Here is a 22687-nt window from a genome sequence, read left to right on the forward strand (position 1 = left end):
TAGTGTCTGCGGGCACCGGAGATCAGGTGTCTCGACCACGGGAAGCCGGCAAATTACAGGTCGCGCTAGATGGCGGCCTGGTCCGCATTCGCACGGCGCGCCAGCATCCTGAAGATGGCGCACGACGCCGCGACCATCCGTTCGAAATGATCGATCTCGATGTTTTCGTTCGGCGCGTGCAACTGCGCCCCGTGGTGGGTGAGGCCGATCCCGAACACATCGGTGCCGAGATGGTCGATGAAGGGATGGGCGGTGCCGGACGCCGGGGAACTCGGCTGGACGATCGCGGGGCGGCCGAATTCAGCTTCGAGAATCTCCGCGCAGGCGGCCACGAACCAGTGACCCGCGTCGCTGCGCACCGGCCTGACGATGGCGTCGTGAACGATGACCTCGACATCCGCCATGCCGAGGCGCGCGAGATGGTCTCGCACGAGCTCGACGATGCGCGTCGGGGTCTGATCTGGCACAAGTCGGAAATCGAGCTTGGCGAAAGCCTCCGCGGGCAGCACGGTCTTGGCTCCCTCGCCCTGATAGCCGCCGCCGATGCCATTGACATTGAGGCAGGGAGCGAAATTCATCGCGGAGAAGAAGTTCTGGTCGCCGACGCCGTTCAGCGTACGCTCCCCGCCCGTCGCAGCACTGACGCTGGCAAGCGAGAAGGGCGGCGGCAGTACGGTAGCGCGCTCCGCAGCCGAGGGCGCCCGCACATCGTCATAAAAGCCATCGATCGTGATCCGCCCCGCGGCGTCGCGCATCGAGGCGACAGCGGCGCAGATGCGCCAGAGCGCATTGTCGTAGACCGCCCCGTAGCTCGAATGCAGGTCGCCCCTCGCGGTGCGGCAGCGCAGCTCGATCGCGGTGATGCCCTTGAAACCGCACAGGATGACAGGCCGGCCGGAGGCATCGATCTCGCCGAATTCCCACCAGCACAGATCGGCGCGCTCGCCGGCGAAGCGCTTCGCCAGGAAGCCATCGAGCGAAGGACTGCCGATCTCCTCCTCGCCATCAACGATCCAGATCAGCCGGAACGGAAGCGGCCCGCCCTGCTGGGCCTGGAAGCGGCGCCAGCCGGCAAGACGGCTGGCGAATTCGCCCTTGTCATCGGCCGCGCCGCGGCCATAGAGGCGGCCATCGCGTTCCGTCAGGGTGTAGGGCGGGCTCAGCCAGAGCGCCGCGTCACCCTCCGGCTGCACGTCGGAGTGATTGTAGATCACGACGGTCAGCGGTCCCTCGCCAGCCGTGCCGACGACGAAGGGACCGACCGAGCCAGGGTGGATCTCGGTGACGAAGCCAGCGTCGTCGAGCAGATCCCGGACGAGGGTCGCCGCCTCGTTCAGGCCGCGTCCCTCGGCGCTGACCGAGGGAATGGCAACGAGACGGGCCAGATCGTCCCGTCCACGGCTGACCGCGTCATCCACCGCATTCACCCCGCGTGATGGACCAGAAACCGGTCGAGGCGCTTCAGCCCCTCGGCGAGCGTTTCGGTCGGCACGCCGATGCCGATCCGGATGTGCTGTTCGATCCCGAACCAGCTGCCGGCGACGACGAAGACGCTCTCCTCCTCACGAAGCAGGCGGGAGAATTCCTCGGACGGCAGGTTGAGAGGATAGCGCAGGAAGGCCATGCCGCCCGCCTCCGGCCGCTTCCACGACCAGCCGGGATGACGCGACATCCAGTCGCCGACGAGATTGGCATTGGTTCGCAGCAGGTCGCGGCCACGCGACAGGAGACGGCTGCGCGTATCGGGCTTCATGACTGCTGCCGCAAGGATCTGGCTCAGGATGCCGCTGCCGATCGTCGTATAGTCCTGACGTTCCGCGGCGCCGGCAACCACGTCGACTGGTGCGACGATCCAGCCGAGGCGCAGGCCCGGACAGGCGAAGGATTTCGACAGGCTGCTCGTCACCACCAGTCGCGGATAGGTGCCCCAGAGCGTCCGGGTTTCAGGCCCGTCGATCTCGCCTCCGCGATAGATCTCGTCGACCAGCAGCCAGGCACCGCTCTGCCTTGCCGCAGCGACAAGCGCGTCGCGGCTTTCCTGCGTCAGCACGCTGCCGGTCGGGTTGGCCGGATTGGTGACGGCGATGACCTTGGCTCCCGCCGCGGCCGCATCGAGGCTGGCGGGGTCGAACTGCCAGCCATTGTCACCGCTCAGTTCAAGTCGCTGGACGTCGAATCCGAGTGCGCGGCCAAGACCATCCACCTGCATGAAATTGGGGACGGCAAAGACGATGCGCTCGCCGGGCTCGACGAGCGTCATCAGCGCGATCATCGTCGCCTCGGAGGAGCCATTGGTCACGAGAACGTTGGACGGCCCGGCTCCCGGATACCATGAGGCGATATTCGCCCTCAGGTCAGGCCGGCCATCGGTCCAGCCATAGCCCAATGGCAGCTTGAGCAGGTCCTGCATCTCGCTTGGCGGGAGGATGTCCTCGATCGCCCAGGGATGAACGCCGCTCTCGGTGAGATTGATCTCCACCTCGTTCTCGAAGAGCGTCTGATTGCGCTCCATCTGGAAGATATCGAATTTCAAGGCTCATTCCTTCCATCGAACGGAAAGGCTGCAGGCTCACTGCGGAACGGCAGCACTTCCCCCTGGTTTCGCGCAGATGCCGGGCGTCACAGCCAGCGCGCGTTTGCCCGTGCGATCGCTTCCCGCACGACATCCGGCGAGGTTCCGCCATAGCTGCGGCGGCTGTTCACCGAATGCTCCGGCGCAAGCACCGAGTAGACCTTCTCGGTGATGCGCGGATCGACGTCCCGCATGCTCTCGATATCAAGCGCGCTCAAGGTGCAGCCCTTGGCCTCGGCCCTGGCGACGACCTTGGCGGTGATGTGATGGGCGTCGCGGAAGGGGATGCCGCCCTCGCGAACGAGCCAGTCGGCGAGGTCCGTCGCGGTCGGAAAGCCGCGTTCCAGGAAGCTGCGCATCTGGTCCGGGCGGACGGTCAGGTCGCGTATCATGCCGGTCGTGGCCTCGGCGCAGAGCTGGACTGTCTCCAATGCGTCGAACATGGGCTCCTTGTCTTCCTGCATGTCCTTCATGAATGTCATGGGCAGACCCTTGACGGTCATGAGCAGGGCATTCAGCGAGCCGACGACACGCCCGGTCTTGCCGCGTACGAGTTCGGCCGCATCGGGATTGCGCTTCTGCGGCATGATCGAGGAGCCGGTCGTGAAGGCGTCCGACAGGGCGATGAATCGGAAGCCGTCGCTGCACCACAAGGTGATCTCCTCGGCGATGCGCGAGAGATGCACGGCCAGCATCGAGCAGCAAAACAGCAGCTCGACGATGTGATCGCGCGAGGCGACCGAATCCATCGAGTTCTCGGTCGGGGCGGAGAAGCCGAGTTGCTCGGCCGTGAAATGCCGGTCGATGGGGAAGGCGGTTCCGGCCAGGGCGGCGGCGCCCAGCGGGCAGATATTGGTGCGCTCGCGAGCACCTGCCAGCCGCTGCCGGTCGCGGCCGAACATCTCGACATAGGCCATGAGATGGTGGCCGAAGGTAACGGGCTGCGCGACCTGCATATGAGTGAAGCCCGGCATCAGGGTCTCGACATGCTCGCCGGCGCGTTCGATCAGGGCGCGCTGCAGTTCCTGCACGACCGCATCGAGCCCGTCGATCGCATCGCGCATCCACAGGCGGACGTCGGTGACGGCCTGGTCGTTGCGGCTGCGAGCGGTATGAAGCCGGCCCGCCGGCTCGCCGACGATCTCCTTCAGCCGCGCCTCGACATTCATGTGAATGTCCTCGAGATCGACGCTGAAGGTAAAGCGGCTCTCCTCGATCTCCCGGAGGATCTGGTCGAGCCCTGCCTGGATTGTCTCGTTGTCCGTCTCGCCGATGATGCCCTGCCGCGCCAGCATCCGGGCATGGACCTTCGAGGCGGCGATGTCCTGCCGGTAGAGGCGATAGTCGAAGCCGATCGACGGATTGATCTTCTTCATGATCTCCGCCGGCGCCGTCGTGAAGCGTCCGCCCCACATCTTGTTGGCGCCACTCTTCTGCTCCGACATCTCTTCAGCTTCCTGTTGTTCAGAACGTGGTGGCCTGAGCCCCGCACAGACAGGGCAAGGCTCAGGCGGGGGATAGGCGAAAGGGGCGGCAGGCGCCGCCCCTTTGCGTGTCACCTATTGGGTGTCACTTGGCGCTGTTGATCTTGATCTCGCTCATACCGTTCCGGGCGAGGCCGTATTTGTCCAGGATTTTGGCATAGGTGCCGTTCTTCACCAGCCTGTCGAGCGCATCCTTGATGGCATCGCGCAGTGCCGGCTTCGTCTTCAGCACCGGCAGACCGGTGATCTCCTCGGTCAAGGGTTCGCCGAGCAGGACATAGGTGTTCGGCTCCATTGCCTGGAAATAGGGCAGGGTCTCATTGCCCTGCACGGAGGCGTCGATGCGCTGGGTCTTGAGCTGGTTGCGCGCGTCGACCGAGCCTTCGGTGCCGACCACGGTGATCGCAGGCGCTCCCTTGGACTCGCAGTTTGCGGTGCTCCATTCGGCGATGCGCTGCGGGTTGTTGGTGCTGCGGCTGGCGCCGACCTTCTTGCCGCACAGATCGGCCGGGGTCTTGATCTTGGCTGCCTGCTGGGCGCCCGTATAGAACTGGGTGCCGGAGCGCATATAGTCGACGAAGTCGACGATCTCGCGCCGCGGAACGGTGTCGCTCATTCCGGCGAGAGCTGTGTCGACGCGCTCGGTCTGGAGCGAGGGGAGCATCTGGGCGAAGGCGATTTCCTGCCACTCGACCTTGAGGCCGAGCTCTGCGGCAATGGCCTCGCCGAGGTCGATGTCGAAGCCGGTCAGCTTGCTCGTGGCGGGATCCTTGTAGGTGATCGGCGGATAGTTCGGCATCGTCGCGATGACGAGCTTGCCGGCCTGCTTGACCTTCGTGAGCGAGTCGTCGGCATGGGCAACTGAGCAGGCGAGCAGCGCTGCCAACCCGGCGCCAAGGGCAATCGATCTTTTCATGGGGCTTTCCTCCTGCTCGGTCACTTCAGGACCGCTTTGATAAAGTTCTGTGTCCGGGGGTGCTGCGGATCGACGAGGATGGCGCCGGGGGCACCTCGTTCGACGATGGCGCCCTGATCCATGAAGACGACATGGTCGGCGACCTCGCGGGCGAAGGCGAGCTCATGCGTCACCACGATCATGGTCATTCCGGAGCGGGCCAGATCGCGCATGACGTTCAGGACTTCACCCACCAGTTCGGGGTCGAGCGCCGATGTCGGTTCGTCGAAAAGCAGCAGCTTCGGCTGGATTGCCAGCGCGCGGGCGATCGCGACGCGCTGCTGCTGGCCGCCGGAGAGTTCACTGGGATAGTTGAAACGCTTATCGGCGAGACCGACCCGCTCAAGCAGCGTCACCGCTTCCTTCTCGACCTCGCGCCGCGGTCTGCCCTGGACCTTGATCGGCCCGAGCATCACGTTTTGCAGTGCCGTCAGATGCGCGAAGAGGTTGAAGCGCTGGAAGACCATGCCGGTCATCAGCCTTTGCCGGGCAACCTCCTTGTCGGCGAGCTCCAGCAGGTGCTGTTTGGTGCGATGATAGCCGATGAGCTCGCCGTCGATGACGATCGCACCGGAATCGGGGCGCTCAAGCTGGTTGATGCAGCGCAGGAACGTGCTCTTGCCCGAGCCCGAGGGGCCGATGATGCAGGTCACCTCGCCGCGCGAGACCGCAAGCGAGACGTCCTTCAGTGCTGCGAATGTTCCGAAGACCTTGTTGACGCCGGCGGCGCGGACCATCTCGTTCATGATGGCCACCTCACGCCGACGCAGCCGGAGCGGGCACCCCGTTGCGCCGGGTATAACCCTTGGAGAAATAGCGCTCGATGAAGTGCTGGCCGATCTGGAGCAAGGTCACGACCGCGAGATACCAGCACGCGGTGACGATCAGGAGCTCGATGACGCGGCCATTCGCGTAATAGACGTCCTGTGAGTTGCGCAGGACTTCGCTATAGCCGATCACGCTGGCGATCGAGGTCAGCTTGACCATGCTGATGACCTCGTTGCCGACCGKCGGCACGATGACCCGCATCGCCTGCGGCAGCACGATGTAGAACAGCGTCGCCAGCGGCGTCATGCCGATGCTCTTGCTCGCCTCGACCTGGCCCGTATCAACCGAGAGAATGCCGCCGCGCACGACCTCCGCCGTGTAGGCGCCCTGATTCAGGCCGAGCCCAAGCAGCGTCGCGACGAAGGGTGTCATCACGTCGACCATGCGGGCTTCGAAGAGTCCGGGGATCGAGATGGTGGGGAAGACCAGAGCGAGGTTGAACCAGAGCAGAAGCTGGAGCAGCAGCGGCGTGCCGCGAAAGAACCAGATATAGGCGACCGCGCAGCGGCTGATMACGGGATTGGGCGACATGTACATGATCGCGAAGATCACGCCGAGCACGATGCCCAGCGCCATCGCGTACAAGGTCATCCAGATCGTGTTGAGAAGGCCGAAGAGGATGGCCGGGGCCGTGAAGAACTGGCCAACGATCTTCCATTCGATCTGGCCCTCGGAGAAGGCCTTGGCGATGAAGGCCAGGGCGACGACGATCAGGGCGACGCCGACGACGCGGCCGTAATGGCGTCTGCGGATCGTGGGAAGCGCCGCGACCTCCAGGATCTCGTCGCCGTAAATCGCGCCCTTCCGGCAAACAACCCTGTCGGCAGCCATTCATCCCCCCGATCTTCCCGATCGTTGCGGGAGCCATAACAGGCGGTAGATGGACTGTAAATTCCAAATCAAATATTTTTGTCTAATCTGAGGCATGGGTGTCAAGCGCGCTGCCTCGCGCTTGACGCGCTAGGATTCTTCGAGAGGAGCGGCCTCAATGAGAGAGCACGCTGCCGCATTCACCCTGTGATCCCGAGTGCTTGTGTGTGCTCAAATGGGCAAGAGCGCCCGGCCGGTCGAGGCCGCCGTCGGCAATCCAGGCGTCGGTGCTCTTCGCCGCCCGTTCGATCAGCTCGCTGGTCATCGAGAAATCATAGGGCGATCCGGCGAGTGGGCAGAGCGGCGGCAGGACGAAGAAATCGATGCTGCCGTCGAGCCCTTGCAGCTCGCTGAAAAGTTGCCGCACGATCAGCAGCGTCAAGGCATGCAGCGCGCTTGCGACGGCCCCGACCGGTGGCTTGTCAAGAGCAAAGGCGTAGCCGGTGGGGAGAACGATCAGGCGCTTGGCGCCGCATGCGATTGCGACCTTGACCGGCGTGTTGCTCGATATCGCGCCATCGGCGAGATAGAGGCCGTTGAACCGTACCGGCGCGAAGGCTGCCGGTATCGCCACGCTCGCAATGATGGCCTGCGCAGCCGAGCCCTCCGAAAGCACGACCGTCTCGCCCGAGAGAATGTCGGTCGTGACGACATGCATCGGGATCTTTGCGTCCTCCAGATTGGCGTAAGAGAGATTGCGCTCAACAAGCCGATGCAACGGATCCGAGGCGATAAGGAAGTCCCGCCGGTACAGGAAGCCGAGCATCGTGCGCCAGCTCAACGGGAACACGTCGCGCCGGCGCAGTCCGCGCCAGATCGTCTCCAGTCGTTGGACACCTTCAAGCGTGGGGTTCCCCGCGTAATAGGCGCCATTCAGCGCTCCGACGCTTGAACCAACGACCATATCGGCTGCAATGCCCTGGCTCGCGAGCGATCGCAGCATGCCGACCTGGATGGCGCCGAAACTGCCACCTCCCGCAAGGACGAAGGCGGTTGCTGGTCGGGCAGCGGCGCTGGTCATGGGCAGGGCCTCCTCGGATTCCGCGGTCGTGACGCCGGGTGCTGTCGCGACCGCGAAGCCAGGATGTCGGCGGCTATGGCGCCGACACCGTGATGCGGCCCTTCATGTTGGGGTGGAAGCGGCAGTAATACTCGACCGTTTCCATCTTCTGCAGGACCAGACTCGCCGATTTCTTCGGCTGGATCATCACGTCCATCCCGCCCTTCACGGTCGCGGTGTGGGCGAGAATGTCCTTGTTGAGCCACTCGACGGTGTCCCCGACCTTCATGGTGATCTCCGCAGGCGAAAACACCAGCCGGTCGATCCCGACCTGAATGGTTTCCGCTTGTGCCGGAACAGCGCCCAGAGTCAGCGACAGTCCGGCAATGGCCCAGAGGCGCCGCTTCAACGACATGATCTTGTCCTCACCGGAGTTCGGCTGCGACATGTGCGGCGTGCTGCTCGTGGCCCTGGAAAATCTTCAGGCCGGTTTCGAGCAGGCCCTTCAGCTCGGTGTTGCTTGCCGAGGGGATCAGCAGTGTCTGGAGCGCGCCGTTCACCTGCTTGTGGTAGGCCACTTCGTTATCGACATAGGCCTTGTCGAAGGCTGCGCCCTGGAGTTTCGAGAGCTTGCTCCGCTCCGCTGTCGCGGCCTGAGACAAGGCGCGGCTGGTATCGTTGTCTTCAGGGCTGACCTTCAGCTTCTTGACCAGGTCGAGCGCCTGCTTGTTCACCGCTTCATGGTCTCGAACCATGTCATGGGCAAAGGCTACGACGGTCTTGTTCTTGGATTTCGCGATGGCTTGCTTTGCCGCCTCGACGTCGATCGTGCCGGCGGTATAGGCGATGTGCGCGATCTGCGGATCGGTCGGCGTGTCGGCGGCTTGCGCCAAGGACATCGCACCGAGAAGGCCAAGTGCGGCCAATGCCGTGTTCTGTCGCGTGAACATGGAACCTCCTTTGCCTGATCGCTTAATTGCTTCAGGCTTTGTCTTTCAATTGACGATCATTGGATGCTGCGGGATCGAAAACGTTCCCGGATTGATCAGGGAAAGCCGAGCCGTTTCATCACCGCGCCGGTCAGGCGCTCGCAGCGCCGGCCGGCAAATGGAAAGGCGTCGAGCAGGACGGGACCGATCTGTTCGTCCAGCTGCTTGCGCAGGAGGTGTCTGGCCCGGTGCAGACGGGTCTTGACGGTTTCGGGCCGCAGACCGAGCAATTCCGCCGTTTCTTCGACGCTCAGGCCTTCGATGACCCTGGCCATGAAGACCGAGCGATAGGCATCGGGGAGATTGTCGGTTGCCCGCTCGACAAGGTGRAGGATCTGTCGTTGCGCCATGGCCCGCTCTGGATCGTCACAACTCGTGTTGCAAGGAAACTGAATGATCTGCGCGGCGGCGGCGCCCCGGTCGCTGGATCGCGCGAGTTCCGCCTCTTTCCGGTTCTTGCGCRGACGCCCGAGCGCTTCGTTGATGACGATGCGGGACAACCAGGTGGCAAGCGTGGAGTCGCCGCGAAAACTCTCGAGATGGGTAAAGGCCCGGAGATAGGCCTCCTGCACGACGTCTTCGGCTTCGCTATCATTGCGGGCGAGACGGTAGAGCCGCTGATTATGCGTCCGCATGATCGTGCGGAATGCATCGCCGTCGCGCGCGAGCGCCCGGCGCGCCAGATCGAGGTCGTTGAGCACCGAGATAGAGTCGAGCGCATCTCTTCGAACCTGCGGCATGGGCGATCTCCTCCCTCTGTATGAGATGGAAAGCGACGGAAAAGGTTCCCAGAAAAACAGATACGCGCCGGCGGGATCTGCGCTGGCGGCAGCAGTGGTCCGCGAAGCTGATCCTGCCCAGCATAGGCCTGTTGAGCATGCGACGGCCACCGCAGCGAGGCCGCTCATCCATTGCGAAAGCAGGGCCGGGACTGGCCGGTTTATGCTGTGGCGAGGCCGTCCAGGGCTCAGGTCCGATCGGCGTTCATAACCCCAGAAAATCAGCTACCCACTCTCTGCGCATTCCAATAGGTTCAGCCTCAATCGGGACCAACTTCCGTTCGGGCCGACGATCCTGCCGCGGGCAGGGCGGGTTCGGCGGAACTGGGCGCGGACCAATCCGGCCCGAGGGTCATTAAGTGGGAGAGCTGACCATGAAAAAAATCCTGTTCGCCACGCTGTCGGCGGCTGCCCTGATGGCGGCGGGACCGCTGTCAGCCAAGACGTTGATCTATTGTTCGGAAGGTAGTCCCGAGAACTTCGCTCCGAGCATCAACACGACAGGCACGTCGTTCGATGCCAATACCCAGATTTACGACACCATCGTCCAGTTCGAACGCGGCGGGACCAAGGTCCTCCCCGCTCTGGCCGAGAAATGGACGGTTTCGGACGATGGGCTGGTTTACACATTCAACCTGCGCAAGGGCGTGAAGTGGCATAATACCCGCGCCTTCAAGCCGACGCGCGACTTCAATGCCGACGACTTCATCTTCATGATCGACCGGCAGTGGAAAGAAGATAATCCCTATTACAAGGTCACCAGCTCGAATCATTCCTATTTCAACGACATGGGCATGCCCAAGTTGCTGAAGTCGGTCGAGAAGGTCGATGACTACACCGTCAAGATCACGCTGAACAACCCTGAGGCGCCTTTCCTGTCAGACCTCGCGATGCAATATGCCAGCATCCAGTCGAAGGAATATGCCGATGCGATGCTGAAGGCCGGCACGCCCGAGAAGATCGATCAGGACCCGATCGGAACCGGGCCGTTCTCGCTGGTGCAGTATCAGAAGGATGCGATCATCCGGTACAAGGCGTTCCCGGAATACTGGGCCGGCAAGGCCAAGATCGACGACCTGATCTTCGCCATCACGCCGGATGCCTCGGTCCGCTGGGCCAAGCTTCAGAAGGGCGAATGCCATGTCATGCCCTATCCGAACCCGGCCGATCTGGACGCGATGAAGAAGGACGCCAATGTCCAGATCCTGGAGCAGCCGGGCCTGAACATCGGCTATCTCGCCTACAACACCACCAAGAAGCCGTTCGACGACGTCAAGGTGCGCCATGCCGTCAACATGGCGATCAACAAGAAGGCGATCATCGACGCCGTCTATCTGAGCAGCGGCATCGCGGCGATCAATCCGATTCCGCCCTCGATGTGGTCCTACAACGAGACCGTCAAGGACGATCCCTTCGATCCCGAGGCCGCCAAGAAGGCGCTTGCCGAGGCGGGTTATCCGAACGGCTTCGAGATGGACCTCTGGGCCATGCCGGTGCAGCGGCCGTACAACCCCAACGCCAAGCGCATCGCGGAGCTGATGCAGGCGGATCTCGCCAAGGTCGGCATCAAGGCCGAGATCAAGACCTTCGAGTGGGGCGAGTACCGCAAGCGCCTGCAGGCGGGCGAGCATCAGGCCGGCATGTTCGGCTGGACCGGCGACAATGGCGATCCGGACAACTTCCTGCACACGCTGCTGGGTTGCGATGCGTCGAAGAACAATGGCGGCAACGTCGCGAAGTTCTGCTACCAGCCCTTCGAGGACATCGTGCAGAAGGCCAAGAAGATTACCGATACGGCGCAGCGCACCGAGCTCTATCGCCAGGCCCAGGTGATCTTCAAGGAGCAGGCGCCCTGGTTCACCATCGCGCATGCGGTGCAACTGAAGCCTGTCCGCAAGGAAGTGAAGGACTTCAAGCTGTCCCCGTTCAGCAGGCATACCTTCTATGGCGTTGACATCAATTGAGGCCCTGCCCCGATTGATGCATTGATTGGGGCGCGGCCGAGAGGCCGCGCCCTTTTTACTTCGGGAGAGCGTCATGAAGATTAGACATTTCGCAGCGGCGGCTGCCGTTGCGTTAGCTTTACAGGCTGGCGCGGTCGCGGCTCAAACGCTCGTCGTCTGCTCAGAGGCGAGTCCCGACTTCCTCAATCCGCAGTTCTCCTCGCAGAACACGGCTTACGACGTGGCGGCCCAGATCTATGATCGCCTGGTCGCCACCGAGCGCGGCGGTTCCCAGATCATTCCGAGCCTGGCCGAATCCTGGACCATTTCCGAGGATGGGCTGACCTATACGTTCAAGCTGCGCAGCGGGGTGAAATGGCACGCGAACAAGGCGTTCACGCCGACACGCGGCCTTACGGCCGATGACGTGGTCTTTTCGTTCCAGCGCATGTTCGACGAGAACCATCCCTACCATAAGGTCGGAAGCACCAATTATCAGTTCTTCAACGAGATCGTCCGGCCCAGCCTGAAGGCGGTCGAGAAGGTCGATGACCAGACCGTCCGGCTTGTCCTGTCACGACCCTACGCACCCTTGCTCAGCGCGCTTTCGGTCGAGCCCATGTCGATCCTGTCGGCGGAATATGGCGATGCGATGCTGAAGGCGAGCACGCCTGAGCAGGTCAACCAGGCGCCGATCGGCACTGGCCCATTCTCGTTGCTGGCGTACCAGAAGGATGCCACGATCCGCTTTCGCGCGGTGCCCGACCATTGGACCAAGGCGGCCGGAAACCGGGATCGCATGGCGCTGGTCAACGACCTGATCTTCGTGATCACGCCGGACGCTTCGGTGCGGTTCGCCAAGGTGAAATCGGGCGAATGCCAGATCGCGCGCTATCCGAATCCCGGCGACCTGCCGGCGATGCGGGCGGACCCCAATCTGACGATGCTCTCCGGCAGCATTGCCGATCAGAGCTTCCTCGCCTTCAACCAGCAGAAGAAGCCCTTTGACGACAAGCGGGTGCGCGAGGCACTGGTCTATGCGACCAACATCCCTGCGATCATCGATGCCGTCTATCAAGGGACCGGCAAGCAGACGGCTGCGATCGTCCCACCCTCGCTCTGGTCGCATCACGAAGGCCTGAAGCCGCGCCCCTATGATCCGGAGAAGGCCAAGGCCCTGCTCGCGGAGGCGGGCCTGCCGAACGGCTTCAAGACCACGCTCTGGGCCATTCCCGTCGTCCGCGCCTATATGCCGAACGGACGCCGTGCGGCAGAGCTAATTCAGGCGGACTGGGCGAAGATCGGCGTCCAGGCCGAGATCCAGAGTTTCGAATGGGGCGAGTATCTCAAGCGGGGCCGCGCCGGCGACCATGAGGTCGGCATGTTCGGCTACACCTGGGACTATCCGGATCCGAGCCAGATCCTGCTGTCGGGCTGGCATTGCGACGGCGTGAAAACCGGTGCCAACCGGGCACGCTGGTGCAACCAGGAATTCTCCGACCTCCTGACCAAGGCCAATACGATCACGGATCAGGGCGAGCGCACCAAGATGTTCCTGCGCATGCAGGAGATCTTCCAGGAAGATGTCGGAGGTCTGCTCTTTGCCAATGCGCAGGCCTTCACGCCGGTGCGCAAGGATGTGAAAGACTACAAGATCCATTTCTTCGGCGGCCAGCCCTTTACCGGTGTATCGCTGGCGAAATGACGTTGACATTCGGGCGCGGAGAGGCGAACCGCGCCCGAATACAATTGGTGGCGGGGGGCAGTATCATGCGGATTTATATTTCGGCGGATATCGAGGGCATCGCCGGTGTCGTGACGCGCGAGCACACGCGCCCCGAAGGGTTTGAGTATCAGTCGGCGCGCATCTGGATGACCGACAGCGTCGCCGCCGCCGCCAACGCCGCCTTCGCGGCTGGGGCGAGCGAGGTCGTGATCAGCGACAGCCATGGCAACGCGCAGAACCTGCTGCTGGACCGCCTGCCCAAGGCAGTCCAGGTCGTCCGATCGTGGCCGCGCCCGCTCTCGATGATGCAGGGCATGGAGTCGGGCGACTATGCCGGCGCGCTTTTCATCGGGTACCACGCTGGCGCCACCAATCCGGACGGCATCCTGGCGCACACCTTTCGCAGCGCTTCGCTGCGCGAGGTTCGCGTCAATGGCGTCTCGGCCCCGGAAGCGATGATCAATGCCGCGATCGCCGGGCATTTCGGCACGCCCGTGCTGCTGGTCAGCGGCGATGATGTCTGCATCGAGGAGACCAGGGCGCTCCTGCCCGATATCGAGGCCGTCACGGTCAAATGGGCGCATAGCCGCCTCTCGGCGCGCACCTTGATGCCGGAGGCCTCGTACGAGCTGATTGCCGAGGGCGTGCAGCGCGCCATCGCACGCCGGGCGGGAATCGTCCCCTATCGGCTGCCGGGCCCGATCACGCTGGAACTCAGCTTCCTCTATCGGCAGCCGGTCGAGTACCTCGTCATGCTCAAGGGCATCGAGCGCCTCGACGCGTTCACGGTGCGCTACATCGCCGATGATATCCTCGATTTGCAGCGTTTCCTGGTCTTCGCATTAGGATATAGTTCTAATTTGCAATAGCAGGACGAAACATCCCGTTCGCGGTCCATGCTTCAGGCCGCCGGTACCCCGACAAGACTGGCTCATCCATGCTGCGTTTCATCCTGACCCGCGTCAGCCTGGTGATTCCGACCTTCATCGGCATCACGCTGCTCGCCTTTTTCCTGATCCGGCTGGTCCCGGGCGATCCGATCGAGACCATGGCCGGCGAGCGTGGCATCGATCCGGCTCGCCACGAGCTTTTGCGCAAGGAGTTCGGCTTCGACAAGCCGGTTCTGACGCAATACGGCATCTATATCAGTCGCGTTCTGCAGGGTGATCTCGGCAAGTCGATCGTGACACGCGAAAGCGTCATCTCGGAATTCTCGGCGCTGTTCCCGGCGACGATCGAGCTTGCGCTATGCGCGATCTTCCTGGCGCTTGCGATCGGCCTGCCGGCTGGCATCCTGGCTGCGGTCAAACGCAACTCGATCTTCGATCACGGCGTCATGGGGCTTTCCCTGACCGGTTATTCCATGCCGATCTTCTGGTGGGGCCTGCTGCTGATCCTGCTATTCTCTGTGCAGCTCGGCATCACGCCGGTCTCCGGCCGCATCGCGGTGCAGTATTATATCGAGCCGGTAACCGGCTTCCTGACGATCGACAGCCTGCTGGCGGGCGATTTCGGCGCCTTCAAGTCGGCGCTGTCGCATCTCGTCTTGCCGGCGATCGTCCTGGGTACGGTCCCGCTTGCGGTCATTGCCCGGATGACGCGCTCCGCCATGCTTGAAGTGCTCGGCGAGGACTATATCCGCACGGCGCGCGCCAAAGGCATGGCGCCTCTCAGGGTCATTGCGCTGCATGCGCTGCGCAATGCGCTCATTCCGGTGGTGACGGTCATTGGTCTGCAGGTCGGCGTACTGTTTACCGGCGCGATCCTGACCGAGACGATCTTCTCCTGGCCGGGAGTCGGCAAATGGCTGATCGAGGCGATCAGCCGGCGCGACTATCCGGTCCTGCAGGGGGGCACCCTGTTGATCGGCGTCGTCGTCATGAGCGTCAACCTCCTGGTCGATCTGCTTTACGGCCTGATCAATCCACGCATCAGACATGCGCGCTGAAGGACCTGTGATCGTGACATGGCTGATTTCTTCGCGGGACGCTGACAGATGACCGCCGAAACGCTTGAAGCACCCTCCGCTGCCGTACCGGCTGGCACGCCGCCGCATCCGCTGCGCGAATTCTGGAGCTATTTCAGCGCCAATCGCGGCGCGGTTGCCGGGCTCGTCGTCATCGTCGCGGTGTTGCTGATGGCGGTGTTCGCCGACGTCCTCTCGCCGCACTCGCCCTATCTCACCAACAATGCCGTCTTCCTCAAGCCACCCTTCTGGCAGGAGGGTGGCTCGCTGGCCTATCCGCTCGGCACCGACGCGATCGGCCGCGATATCCTGTCCCGACTGCTTCACGGTGCCCGTCTCTCGCTGGTGATCGGCATCGTGGTCGTTGCCATCGCCATGGCGGCAGGCATCGCGCTCGGCCTTGTCGCCGGCTTCTTCAAGGGCATCACCGAAATCGTCATCATGCGTCTGATGGACATCGTCCTGACGATGCCGAGCCTGCTGCTCGCCATCGTCATCGTCGCGATCCTCGGGCCGGGCCTGATGAACGCGATGCTGGCGGTCGCCATCGTGGTGCTGCCGCACTATGTCCGCATCACGCGTGCGGCGGTGATCGGCGAAACCTCCAAGGACTATGTCATCGCAGCCCGCGTCAGCGGTGCCGGCACGCTACGCCTGATGTTCAAGGAAGTGCTGCCGAATTGCGCCGCCCCTCTGATCGTCCAGGCGACGCTCGGCGTCTCCACCGCGATCCTCGACGCGGCGGCGCTCGGCTTCCTCGGCCTTGGCGCCCAGCCGCCGACGCCCGAATGGGGCACGATGCTGGCCGATGCGCGTGAATTCGTGCTGCGCGCCTGGTGGGTCGTCACCCTGCCGGGCCTGATGATCCTGATCACCGTGCTGGCGTTCAACCTGCTCGGTGATGGCCTTCGCGATGCCCTCGATCCCAAACTGAAGCGCTGACCATGCCGCTGCTCGAAGTTGAGAATCTGAGTGTCGAGTTCCCGACCTCTACGGGGGTGATGCGGGCGGTCGACGGTGTCAGCCTGTCGCTCGAGGAAGGAGAGATCCTCGGGGTGGTCGGCGAGTCCGGTTCAGGCAAGAGCGTCACCATGCTCGCGCTGATGGGACTTGTCGCATATCCCGGCCGAATCAAGGCCGACCGACTCGCCTTTGCCGGGCGCGACCTGCTCAAGATCTCCGATCGGGAGCGCCGGAAGCTCACCGGCAAGGATGTCGCGATGATCTTCCAGGAGCCGAGCACCAGCCTCAATCCCTGCTTCACCATCGGCTTCCAGCTGGCCGAGACGCTGAAGGCGCATGAGGGGATGGATAGCAAGGCGGCGCGCAGGCGCAGCATCGAGCTGCTCGAACAGGTTGGAATCCCTGCGCCGGAAAGCCGCCTCAAGGCCTTCCCGCATCAATTGTCCGGCGGCATGAACCAGCGCGTCATGATTGCCATGGCGATCGCGTGCAACCCCCGGCTGCTGATCGCCGACGAGCCGACGACGGCGCTCGACGTCACCATCCAGGCGCAGATCCTCGATCTCCTGATGTCGCTGCAGAAGGAGCGCGGCATGGCGCTCGTCCTGATCACTCATAATATGGGCGTGGTCGCGGAGACTGCGCAGCGCATCATGGTGATGTATGCCGGGCAGGTGATGGAGGAGCGCAATGTGGCGTCCCTCTTCGCGGCCCCCCAGCATCCCTATTCCGCAGCACTTCTTGCCGCCCTGCCGGAGCGCAGCGAAGGCGAGCACCGGCTCGCGACGATTCCCGGCATGGTTCCCGGCCCGCATGACCGCCCGCAGGGGTGCCTGTTCAGCCCGCGCTGCGCCTATGCCACGGATCATTCGCGCCTTGTGCGCCCGGATCTCCGGCCCTGGCAGGGAGGGCAGATCCGCTGCCACTACCCGCTTGGCGATCCGGAGCGGGAGAAGGCCAGAGCGGCGGGTGGCATTCACCCCGTGACGGTGGAGAGCACATCGTGAGCACTCCCATCGTCACAGCGCGCGAGCTGACACAGGTCTATTCGGTCAATCGCGGCTTCCTCCGCGCGCCGGCCCAGTTGCAGGCGGTCACCGGCGTGTCCTTCTCCGTGGAAGCCGGCAAGACGCTCGCCGTCGTCGGCGAATCCGGTTGCGGGAAGTCGACGCTCGCCCGCATGGCGACGCTGATCGAGAAGCCGACTTCGGGCGCGTTGATGCTCGACGGTCTTGACGCCGTCACGCCTCCTCCGGGCGAAGCCAAGCGCCTGCGGCGAACCGTGCAACTCGTCTTCCAGAACCCCTATGGCTCTTTGAACCCGCGCAAGAAGATCGGCGCGATCCTGGAAGAACCACTTCTGATCAATACCGCGCTGACGAAGGCGGAGCGGACAGAGCGGGCGCGGGCGATGATGGCCAAGGTCGGCCTGCGTCCGGAACACTACAACCGTTATCCGCATCAGTTCTCGGGGGGGCAGCGCCAGCGCATCGCGATCGCGCGCGCGCTCATCCTCTCGCCGAAGCTGCTGGTGGCCGACGAGCCGGTCTCGGCGCTCGACGTCTCGATCCAGGCCCAGGTGCTCAATCTGCTGGCCGATCTTCAGGACGAGCTCAAGCTCGCCTATCTCTTCATTTCGCATGATCTCGGCGTCGTGCGTCACATCGCACATGACGTGATGGTCATGTATCTCGGCCACGCCATCGAGCATGGCCCGAAGCATGCGATCTTCGCTCGGCCCTTGCACCCCTATACACAGGCGCTGCTGGCCTCGACGCCAAGCGTGGCGGCAGGAAAGCGAGAACGCATCGTGCTGCGCGGCGAGCTGCCGTCGCCGCTCGATCCGCCGAAGGGCTGCGTGTTCTCGACCCGCTGCCCCTATGTGACCGATCTCTGCCGGGCCGAGCGCCCGGTGGCGCGCCAGCTGGATGAGCGGCTCGTCGCTTGCCATTACGCGGAACGCTTCCTGGCCGAGGCGGCCTGAGCTGCAAGCGCGAGCAGTCGCGGTCGACTTCGATCGACCGCGACAGTGTTGGGACGTGGTTTTTGTTGAAGATCGGGGGGCGGCCGCGTCAGGGCTGATTGCCTGCGTTCGCCGCGGTTGCCCCGCCTTACGCCACCATTGATCTGGTCCAGTGGCCGGTCGCGAATGTCCTTCGCCCAGCCGTTCCGTGTTAATATCGGCCTGTGCGACAAGGTCGTTGCGACAGGAGGCTTGTGATGATTCTCCAGCTCGGCAGTACAGCACCTGATTTCGAGGCCGAAACGACGGAAGGGCGAATGCGCTTCCACGACTGGATCGGCGATTCCTGGTGTGTGCTCTTCTCCCACCCCAAGGATTTCACGCCGGTCTGCACGACCGAGCTCGGCTACATGGCCAAGATCAAGCCCGAGTTCGATCGGCGCAACGTCAAGATCATCAGCTTCAGCGTCGACCCGGTCGGGAACCATGCACGCTGGGCGGAGGACATCGGGGAAACGCAAGGCCACAAGCCGAACTACCCGATGATCGGCGATCCGGATCTGGAGATCTCCAAGCTCTACGGCATGCTGCCGGCCAGCACATCCGGCACCTCGGATGGCAGGACGCCGGCCGACAACCAGACCGTGCGCAATGTCTTCGTCATCGGGCCCGACAAGAAGATCAAAGTGATCCTGGTCTATCCGATGACGACAGGGAGGAATTTCGACGAGGTTCTGCGTGTCATCGATTCACTCCAGCTGACGGCGAAGCACCGGGTCGCGACCCCCGCCAACTGGAAGGAGGGTGAAGACGTGATCATCGCCGGCTCGGTGTCGAACGATGAAGCGAAGCAGCTCTATCCGGATGGCTGGAGGGAACCCAAGCCCTATATCCGCATCGTGGCGCAGCCTGGGGGCTGAGAGAGACTTTGCCTCAAGCGATGCTCGCTACAGTCGCAGTAAGGCGACGAGCTGTGGGAGCAGGATTGCAGCCCGCCCGTGGCCGGTTCTGCGCCAGAGGGACGGCTGGTTGCATCAGCGCCCGTCAATTCCTCGCTTTGGCGTTGCGACTCACCAGCTGACCTTGATGCCGAGCCTGCCGTCATAGGCATGCGAGCGGCCGTTGAGGCCGATCGAGTAGCCGGCGCTGGCGTAGAGGGCGGTGTTCCTGGTCATCTGCGCGTCGGCGCCGACCTTGAACTCGGCCCAGCTGCCGCCGAGATCGGCGCGAAACGGGATGAAGCCGGTGGCCGAGGAGAACGCGGTCTTGGGATTGCCCATGAACTCGTTCCAGAGGCTGGCCTTCAGCCAGGCGGTCAGCATCCGCGGTTTGACGCCGCCAGTGGCGTCCTCCAGCGTCCAGCTTCGCGCAAGGCGGGCGCCGATCCGGCCGGCGAGTGAGTCGGCATCGGAGAAGCGCACCAGCGCTGCCGAGTCGGAGGCGCTCCCGTTCGAAATCGTCTGATAGACCAGTTGCGCCTGCGGCTCGAGGATGACGCCGTAGCCGAGCTGGAGCGGATAGCCGCCTTCGAGCGAGGCGGCAAAGCCGAACGCGTCGCGGTTGAGGATGAAGCCGCGCTTGGAATCGGCCTTGGCATCGTACCAGGTGCCCTGGACGACGCCGTCGAGATACCAGCCCGACGGCCCGAAATGGGTCCAGTAGCCGCCGAGCGAGTAGGCATCGATGGTGTTCCGCCCGGCCCTGATGCCGTTGAAATGGGTGACGTCGCTCTCGATCCGGCCAATCGCGGCATAGATGCCGGCATGGTCTCGCGAGCCGTCGGCGCTCACGCTGCGATAGAGGTCGAGACCGGCCTGGAAGGCATAGAGGTCGTAGTCGTAATTCGGGCCGTTGCGGAAGATGCCCCAGGGCCCGCCATCCTGGTTGCCATGGGTGCCGATGATCCGGGCCCAGCCGGCCGAGGCATAAGAGCGACCGGGTGCGGCTGCGCTCGCCGGCAGCCGCACGGTGGTCGTGCAGCGAAAGTTCTTGTCGGGGTTCTTGCACCAGATCGTGCGCTCCTCGCTGACCGCCGGCGCTTCCAGCGGCGCGAGTTCGCCGACGCGCTCATGCAGGCTGTCGATCAGGGTACGGCCATAGATCAGCTGCATCGCCGGCAGCGCCGCATAGAGCGAGGTTTCGCGGCGAAAATCCGGGATGCCCGTTCCTGGTGGAGATGGCGTCGGTCCGGGACCGGGCGGCGCAGGGGTTATCTCGGAGCGCAGGTACCAGTTTTCCGGACCCGAGGCGTCGACGCTGCTGCGGTACAGTGAATACTCATAAGGGCCCGCGACCACCGGCTGGCCGAGCGCGAAGGCTCCAGGCACGGTCGTGCCACCATTGATCGCGTCGACCACCAGGATGCCGTTGCCGATGGTGAGATTGCCCGGGCCCGTGGTGTTCGTCACGCGCATGAACGAATTGCCACTGGCAACGCCGCCGTTGATCACCAGCCGGTCCGAGGGAGAGCCATCACTGCCGAGGAAGGTGTTGAGTCCGAGCGTTCCGCCCGCGCCCAAATAATTCCGTGTCGTCAGCGTCTTGTAGCTGCCCAATATCGTTGGATCGCCACCCGGCGGCGTGAACTGGATCAGCCCGGCATTCGCAACCTGCTGCGTGACGGTCGAGTTCGCGGTGACCGTCCAGGTGCTGGTCGGGTCGACCGTGACATTGGTCACGTCGAAGGCCGCCCCCGTCCATTGCGAGCCGGTTGCGAGGCTGATGTTGGCGGTGGTCTGCGCGGCGACGAGCGCATCGCCGGTCAGGACGCTCCCGTTCGAGGCGTCAAACTGCACGGCGGTTGGCTGCGCCGGGCCGAAGGTGCTGGCGAAGGTCTGGAGCAAGAGCCCGCCACCACCTGTCACGACCGTTCCAGCGGTTGTCAGATTGAGCGGGCCTTGTGCCTCCACCGCGGTCGAGGTCGCACTGGTCAGGCTGCCGCCCGACAGCCTGACGAGGTTCACGCTGGTTGGGGTGATGTTCAACGAGGAAAGGCCAACGGTGCCCGAACCCGTCGCCTGGACAGTCGTGCCGGTCAGGTCGATCAAGCCCGGCCCGCCGTTGATGAAGAGGGCGGCGCCGCCTGCTCCGGAGGTCGTCACGCGCGAAGCGCGCCCGATGACGGTGCCGTTGGAATCGACGCGGATGCCAAAAGCGTTCGTCCCCGTCGTGGTGATCGTGTTGTCGGTCATGTCGACGGTGCCGCCGAGGCCGGCATCGGCGCCGGCCGCAGCATTGCTCGAGGTCACAGTGATGGTCGTGCCGGTGCTGGTGATCAGGGCTCCGGCTCCCTGTGCCAGCAGGCCGCTGACCGGAATCGCGCCGACCAAGCTGAAGACCGAGCCGACGGGCCCTGCAGCGGTCGCGAGATTGGCCGTTTGGAGCACATAGGCGTTCGGGCCCTGCTCCGAGTTGATGGTGATGACGCTGCGCCCCGAGAGCGTGATGCTGCTGTTCGCTCGCGCCCAGGCGCCGGCGGCTGCATTCGGACCCTGAACTGTCACGTCCGCGATGTTGAGCGAGCCACCGTTGACGGCGAAAAGGCCGGTGCTGCCTGGCCCACCGGAGGCATTGTTGAGATTGACGGTCAATCCGTTGCCGATGGTGCCGAGCGCCACCGCCGTATTGTCGACGCCTATGCCGACATTGCCGGTGCCGTTCATTTGAAACGTCGACCGGGGAAGGATGCTGACCTGGCCGCCGTCATGGAGATAGATCCCCATCGAGCCGCCGCCATTCATCGTGACCGGAATGAGAACGTCCGCAATGACGCGGCTGCCGGTGCCCGAAGCCCCGAGACCGACGGAGTTGAACGCAGCCGTCGTGATGCTCGTGCCGCTGTGCAGATTGACGGTGCCGCCGCCCTCCGCGATCGCGCCATGGCCTGCCGAGATGGTCGGGGTTGCGGTCGCGGTGTTGTTGACGATGACGTTCGTGGCGTCGATTCTGCCGCCGATCGCGACAAGTCCTGCTCCAACGCCAGTCGTCGTGATCGAGACGCCGTTGAGAGTTGCGCTACTGGCGGCACCATTGGCGAGAACTGCGTGRCCGCCTTGGGTCAGGATGCTGAGATTGCCGTTCGGCACGGTGATCGCGCCGCCATTGGCCTGGAGCGCATTGCCGTTCAATGCCTGAAAGGTAATCGGGCCGGGAAGGGGCACCGCCAGACTGTCGATGACGAGCGTGCCACCGGTGACGTTGCTTGCGTTCGTGGCACCGGGCGTCGCGACATTCGTGCTGCCGACGACGGTCGTGGTGCCCGCCGTGACATTGATCGTCGCCGTGATCGTCGGTGGGCTCGGCCCGACCGTCTGGGCGCCGAGCGGGAGGGAGGACAAGAGCAGCCCGACGCTTGCTGCTCCGCAGGCTGGCAGGCCACTCGTAGGCACGACCCAACGGTACATCATTCTCATGATGCCCTCCGGTTGCGGTGGCCCTTGGTCCTACGCTTCTGTTCTCGCCTTGCGCCGAATCACCCGTGTTTCTGCCGGCAGCACGGACAACCGTCGATAGGGAAAACCCTGAGATACGGCGTTCGCGGTTTCGTTGGTTTCCATGAGATTAACGACGGCTCCCACGCAACATGGCCTCCGTGGCCGGTCGGCCATGGCGGTCATGTTGCGTGGGGTAGCCGGAGGGGCAGCGGTTGA

19 protein-coding genes are annotated in these 22687 nt (G+C 63.8%); 8 read left to right on the forward strand and 11 right to left on the reverse strand.

The window, feature by feature from the left end; all coding sequences use genetic code 11:
* Nucleotides 1-65: 65 nt before the first annotated feature.
* The 10 genes from AC1DRP_RS01955 to AC1DRP_RS02000 all read right to left on the reverse strand — a co-directional run bounded on the left by AC1DRP_RS01955 (nucleotide 66) and on the right by AC1DRP_RS02000 (nucleotide 9438).
* Nucleotides 66-1418, reverse strand: coding sequence for a M20/M25/M40 family metallo-hydrolase (locus AC1DRP_RS01955; RefSeq protein WP_476767663.1), 1353 nt, complete (start codon nucleotides 1416-1418; stop codon nucleotides 66-68).
* A 5-nt stretch (nucleotides 1419-1423) separates the two neighbouring features.
* Nucleotides 1424-2533, reverse strand: coding sequence for an aminotransferase class I/II-fold pyridoxal phosphate-dependent enzyme (locus tag AC1DRP_RS01960; RefSeq protein ID WP_441487806.1), 1110 nt, complete (start codon nucleotides 2531-2533; stop codon nucleotides 1424-1426).
* 86 nt (nucleotides 2534-2619) lie between these two features.
* The gene (gene argH, locus AC1DRP_RS01965; protein ID WP_441504262.1) at nucleotides 2620-4017 is read right to left on the reverse strand and encodes an argininosuccinate lyase; all 1398 of its coding nucleotides are present in this window, start codon (nucleotides 4015-4017) and stop codon (nucleotides 2620-2622) included.
* 124 nt (nucleotides 4018-4141) lie between these two features.
* A complete protein-coding gene (locus AC1DRP_RS01970) occupies nucleotides 4142-4972 on the reverse strand; it encodes an ABC transporter substrate-binding protein (protein WP_441504263.1) in 831 nt (276 codons plus the stop codon).
* 20 nt (nucleotides 4973-4992) lie between these two features.
* Entirely contained in the window at nucleotides 4993-5757 is a 765-nt protein-coding gene (locus AC1DRP_RS01975) for an amino acid ABC transporter ATP-binding protein (RefSeq protein ID WP_441487809.1), read from the reverse strand.
* 10 nt (nucleotides 5758-5767) lie between these two features.
* Entirely contained in the window at nucleotides 5768-6670 is a 903-nt protein-coding gene (locus tag AC1DRP_RS01980; protein WP_476767664.1) for an amino acid ABC transporter permease, read from the reverse strand.
* A gap of 154 nt (nucleotides 6671-6824) precedes the next feature.
* Nucleotides 6825-7730, reverse strand: a complete 906-nt coding sequence (locus tag AC1DRP_RS01985; protein WP_441504265.1) for a patatin-like phospholipase family protein — start codon at nucleotides 7728-7730, stop codon at nucleotides 6825-6827.
* Between the two features lie 73 nt (nucleotides 7731-7803).
* Nucleotides 7804-8124, reverse strand: coding sequence for a cupredoxin domain-containing protein (locus AC1DRP_RS01990; RefSeq protein WP_441504501.1), 321 nt, complete (start codon nucleotides 8122-8124; stop codon nucleotides 7804-7806).
* 10 nt (nucleotides 8125-8134) lie between these two features.
* Nucleotides 8135-8659: a DUF4142 domain-containing protein gene (locus AC1DRP_RS01995; RefSeq protein WP_441504266.1), complete on the reverse strand. Its 525-nt coding sequence runs from the start codon at nucleotides 8657-8659 to the stop codon at nucleotides 8135-8137.
* 95 nt (nucleotides 8660-8754) lie between these two features.
* On the reverse strand, nucleotides 8755-9438 hold the full coding sequence (locus AC1DRP_RS02000) for an RNA polymerase sigma factor (RefSeq protein ID WP_476767691.1): 684 nt from the start codon (nucleotides 9436-9438) through the stop codon (nucleotides 8755-8757).
* A 413-nt stretch (nucleotides 9439-9851) separates the two neighbouring features.
* Here AC1DRP_RS02000 and AC1DRP_RS02005 point away from each other — a divergent pair, with 413 nt between their 5' ends.
* The 8 genes from AC1DRP_RS02005 (at nucleotide 9852) to AC1DRP_RS02040 (ending at nucleotide 18958) form a co-directional block, all read left to right on the forward strand.
* The gene (locus AC1DRP_RS02005) at nucleotides 9852-11441 is read left to right on the forward strand and encodes an ABC transporter substrate-binding protein (RefSeq protein WP_441487815.1); all 1590 of its coding nucleotides are present in this window, start codon (nucleotides 9852-9854) and stop codon (nucleotides 11439-11441) included.
* A 73-nt stretch (nucleotides 11442-11514) separates the two neighbouring features.
* On the forward strand, nucleotides 11515-13125 hold the full coding sequence (locus tag AC1DRP_RS02010; protein WP_476767665.1) for an ABC transporter substrate-binding protein: 1611 nt from the start codon (nucleotides 11515-11517) through the stop codon (nucleotides 13123-13125).
* 65 nt (nucleotides 13126-13190) lie between these two features.
* Nucleotides 13191-14015, forward strand: a complete 825-nt coding sequence (locus tag AC1DRP_RS02015; protein WP_441504269.1) for a M55 family metallopeptidase — start codon at nucleotides 13191-13193, stop codon at nucleotides 14013-14015.
* Between the two features lie 68 nt (nucleotides 14016-14083).
* The gene (locus tag AC1DRP_RS02020) at nucleotides 14084-15094 is read left to right on the forward strand and encodes an ABC transporter permease subunit (RefSeq protein ID WP_069879020.1); all 1011 of its coding nucleotides are present in this window, start codon (nucleotides 14084-14086) and stop codon (nucleotides 15092-15094) included.
* 48 nt (nucleotides 15095-15142) lie between these two features.
* Nucleotides 15143-16054 (forward strand): ABC transporter permease subunit, encoded by a 912-nt coding sequence (locus tag AC1DRP_RS02025; protein WP_441487818.1) that lies wholly within the window; start codon nucleotides 15143-15145, stop codon nucleotides 16052-16054.
* Between the two features lie 2 nt (nucleotides 16055-16056).
* On the forward strand, nucleotides 16057-17082 hold the full coding sequence (locus AC1DRP_RS02030; RefSeq protein ID WP_441487819.1) for an ABC transporter ATP-binding protein: 1026 nt from the start codon (nucleotides 16057-16059) through the stop codon (nucleotides 17080-17082).
* Nucleotides 17079-18059, forward strand: a complete 981-nt coding sequence (locus AC1DRP_RS02035) for a peptide ABC transporter ATP-binding protein (protein ID WP_441487820.1) — start codon at nucleotides 17079-17081, stop codon at nucleotides 18057-18059. Before AC1DRP_RS02030 ends, AC1DRP_RS02035 begins: the two co-directional genes overlap by 4 nt.
* 236 nt (nucleotides 18060-18295) lie before the next feature.
* Entirely contained in the window at nucleotides 18296-18958 is a 663-nt protein-coding gene (locus AC1DRP_RS02040; protein ID WP_476767666.1) for a peroxiredoxin, read from the forward strand.
* A gap of 150 nt (nucleotides 18959-19108) precedes the next feature.
* Here AC1DRP_RS02040 and AC1DRP_RS02045 read toward each other — a convergent pair whose 3' ends face one another.
* Nucleotides 19109-22450, reverse strand: a complete 3342-nt coding sequence (locus tag AC1DRP_RS02045; protein ID WP_476767667.1) for an autotransporter family protein — start codon at nucleotides 22448-22450, stop codon at nucleotides 19109-19111.
* Between the last annotated feature and the right edge of the window lie 237 nt (nucleotides 22451-22687).

Source organism: Allobosea sp. 01N443 (genome assembly GCF_056399325.1).